Annotated in this window: 3 protein-coding genes; 1 reads left to right on the forward strand and 2 read right to left on the reverse strand. The window is 49.8% G+C overall.

Annotated features, from left to right (window positions below; translation table 11 throughout):
* Positions 1–261: 261 nt before the first annotated feature.
* Together AC5JMP_RS10725 and AC5JMP_RS10730 are read right to left on the reverse strand one after the other, a co-directional pair.
* On the reverse strand, positions 262–891 hold the full coding sequence (locus tag AC5JMP_RS10725) for a response regulator transcription factor (protein WP_495851453.1): 630 nt from the start codon (positions 889–891) through the stop codon (positions 262–264).
* On the reverse strand, positions 869–2,131 hold the full coding sequence (locus AC5JMP_RS10730; RefSeq protein WP_495851454.1) for a sensor histidine kinase: 1,263 nt from the start codon (positions 2,129–2,131) through the stop codon (positions 869–871). Before AC5JMP_RS10730 ends, AC5JMP_RS10725 begins: the two co-directional genes overlap by 23 nt.
* Positions 2,132–2,363: 232 nt before the next feature.
* On the opposite strand from AC5JMP_RS10730, the gene AC5JMP_RS10735 reads away from it, so the two are divergent.
* Entirely contained in the window at positions 2,364–3,497 is a 1,134-nt protein-coding gene (locus AC5JMP_RS10735) for a cytochrome P450 (protein WP_495851455.1), read from the forward strand.
* The last annotated feature ends 187 nt before the right edge of the window (positions 3,498–3,684 follow it).

A 3,684-nucleotide genomic window follows, 5' to 3' on the forward strand; every position in this document is an offset into this window, starting at 1 on the left:
ATTGCGTTGATGCTGCCTTTAAAGAGTGTCCTAACGTATGTGCGTAGCGCTATAATAGCCTTTGCTTACTTGGTTGTGGCTTGCCTTGAGAGAAACCAGGTTGCAGTCTAATTAAACTCAGCAGGCAGATCGCTCCACCTGCTGGTCTTCAAAACCGGACATGAAAGCTTTCCCTTCATCTGGCTCCTTAATGTCTTGGTGGTTGTCATCCCTACTGGCAAAGCCGCATGGCGAGATTAAACCTCTTCGCTGAGGTGATCGCTAATCTAAATTTCCATGTGCCCAGAGTGCAGCTTGAGTGCGATCGCTCACATTCAACTCACTGAGAATCCGGCTGATGTAATTTCTGACGGTTCCTTCGGTGATATGCAAAGTTTTGGCAATTTCACGATTTGTCTTTCCCTGCCCCAGTAGCTTAAGAACCTCTAACTCTCGTTCACTTAAGGCTAAATTAACTGGGGTGGCACTAACAGGTTGTTGAAGCTGGGCAAAGACTTTGGGTGCGATCGTTGGTCCGAGTTGGCTATGTCCTTTATAAATGGTGCGGATAGCATCAGCTACCTGCCCAGAGGGAGTGTTTTTGAGCAGGTATCCACTTGCTCCTGCCTTCAGCGACTCCCACACATAGTCATCCTCATCAAACGTTGTCAGCACCAGGATACGAATCCACGGATAGCTGCGGAGAATTTCACGCGTTGCCGTAACGCCATCACAGGTGGGCATGCGAATGTCCATGAGAATGACATCGGGCTGAATTGTCTCAGTCAGGTCGATCGCCACTCTCCCATCCGTTGCCTGTCCGACTACTTCGATGTCTGCCTCTAGCGACAACAATGCGGCTAACCCTTCTCGAAAGAAGGATTGGTCATCAACGACGAGCACTCGAATCATAAGGCATCACGATTTCGATTTGCGTTCCTTGGTCGGAACTTGTACTAATTTGAAGGGTTCCGCCCAAGAGTTCTACCCGTTCCTGCATTCCTGGCAAACCGCACCCGGTCAATGGCTGCTCCAGGTCAAACCCGTGACCGTCATCTTGCAGCGTCACCACGATCGTGTCTGAATCAACCAGACCCCGCAGCGTTACCTGAGCTGCCTTCGCGTGCTTTTGAATGTTAATCAAGCCTTCCTTCAAAATGCAGTAAAGCTGATAGCTCGATTGTAGGGAGAGAGCAGGCAAACTTAAATGGACTTGAGTGGCAATTCCCTGCTGGCGCATCTGCTCCACTCGTTCGTGTAGCGCCTCCTTGAGATTGAAACTGGACTGCCACCTCATGGTTTGAACCAGTTGCCGCACATCTTGTAGGCACTGACTCGCCAATAAGGCGGCATTGTCTACCGAGTGAAAGGACTTGGCTAAATCGCGATCACGCAATTTCTGAGCGACTTCCAGTTGCACTCCCAGTGAGGTGAGAGTGTGCCCTAAAGAGTCATGAATTTCACGCGCAATCCGCAGACGTTCTAGTTTGGCACCCAACACTTCTACTTCTTGAGACAAGGCTTCGGCTCGTTGGCGGCTTTCACGCTCTACCACAATCACAAAGCCAAGAAGAATAACAAAAACGCTGGCACTGACATAATATAGCAAGGCATGCAGCAGCGTGATGTACAGATTAGACTGCAAAGTGACACTATCAAACTCTGGGAGTTTTCGTTGAATTAGTGACGGATACAGCCAGGCAAAACTAGCCAACCAGACCACTCCACCGATAATATTGGTCAAAATAACTTCGCGGCGACTCAATAAGAAACACGCCTTGATTAGTAGTAGATAAAGCACAAAACTAAATTCGATTCCAGACGCGATCGCAACGCCCGTCAACCCCACTTCCAGCGCAACATAAGCGCGACGCTGCCAAAGTGGGCGATCGAGCGGCAAGATAAAGCTGAGACAGAAAAAGAGCGTGCTAAACGCGATACATTTGACGATTAGCTCAGGCGTGGAGGCTTCGTCAAGCACATAAATCAAGACCGTCATGAGCAGCAGGAGCCACTCGCCAAAGCGCAGTGTCCGACGGAGTGATGGAGAAGAGCCAGTATCTAGATTCATTGAATAGATTAACCATCCTGCTCTCTCTAGTTTGCGCGATCGTCCGCCAACCCTGGTATGACACCTATCAAGTTTAGACATGACAAGTGTCATCCGTTTCCATGATAGCTGTAGGTATCTAAAACACTGTGCGTGAGTTTAGATGTTTGTAGATGAGTCATGCGACCACTGCCGCCGTCAATTCTGACGATGACGCGAGTGTCTAGCTAACTCCAGGAATTTGTGTCAATCCGTTTGTTCAATGCGGATGAACCCTCAAGTTCATCTAGCAGTTTGACCTGCGATTTTTACATTTAACTCAAGGAGATTAATCATGCAAGCGCAATTTATTGGAACGCAAACCGCTGAACGGTTCAGCAATCCCTTTGCCTGGTATGCCAAAATGCGCCGCGAAGCGCCCGTGTTCTACGACACAGAGCAGCAAAGCTGGATGGTATTTCGCTATGAAGATGTAAAATATGTCTTTGGAAACTGGCAACTGTTTTCATCGAAAGTGCCGCATCCGCCAGAGCAAACTGACTTTACCCAAAGCCTCAATTTCACTGACCCGCCCAAGCATCGCTCGCTCCGCTCACTGGTGGCAAAAGTATTCACCGCTCGGCGTGTGGAAGAACTCGCGCCGCGCATTACACAAATTACTCAGGAACTGATTGACCAAGTTCAAGCTCAACATCGCATGGATTTTGTGCATGACCTAGCAATACCGCTGCCCGTCATTGTGATTGCCGAAATTCTCGGCGTTCCAGTTGCCGATCGCGCTGACTTCAAACGCTGGTCAGATGGAATCGTTGTCCTTGATCCGGCCGCATTGAAAGCAATGGCAGACTACTTTCGGCATTTGCTAGCAGAGCGGCGCAAGCAACCTGGAAAGGATTTGATCAGCGATTTGATTGCCGCCCATGAAGCGGGCGAAACCCTGACAGCACAAGAACTAGTCGATTTCTGCATTGTGCTACTGGTGGGCGGTAATGAGACGACGACCAATCTGCTGGGCAATGCGATTCTTTGCTTCCATGAGTATCCAGAAGCGTATAAGCGGCTGAAGCAAGACCCCGACTTGTTGCCTTTAGCGATCGAGGAAGTGTTGCGCTATCGCTCATCGATTCAGGGAATTGAACGGTTTACCAAAGTCGAAACGCAATTGGGTGGACAGACGATTCCACCAGGACAAAGGGTGACAGTCTGGATGGGTTCAGCGAACCGTGATGCAGTCCAGTTCGATCGCGCTGAAGAATTTGTGGTCGATCGCGACCCGAATCCGCACGTTGCGTTTGGCAATGGCATTCACTTTTGTCTGGGTGCGCCACTGGCTCGACTGGAAGCTGCAATCGTACTGCGGGCCGTGCTAGAGCGGCTGCCCAATCTGCAAATTGATCCAGCGGCAACGCTAGAATTCATCCCCACAACGGATGTGCATGGACTCACATCGCTGCCTGTGCTGTTTTAATTTCATTGCTTACTTGCTTGAAAACGATTTCAATCAGCAGTCGGAGTGAACTGTGAGGAGTGAAAGGAGGGCAGCAGTGACGACTCGCTGTTGCATTATCCTCAACCCAAAAGGTAATCGTTCAAGGGGTGCAGTCTTGAGTAGGCAACAAAGAGGGAGCAGATTGAGCCTGCCGTTTGGCGCGACA

It is taken from the genome of Drouetiella sp., assembly GCF_059504425.1.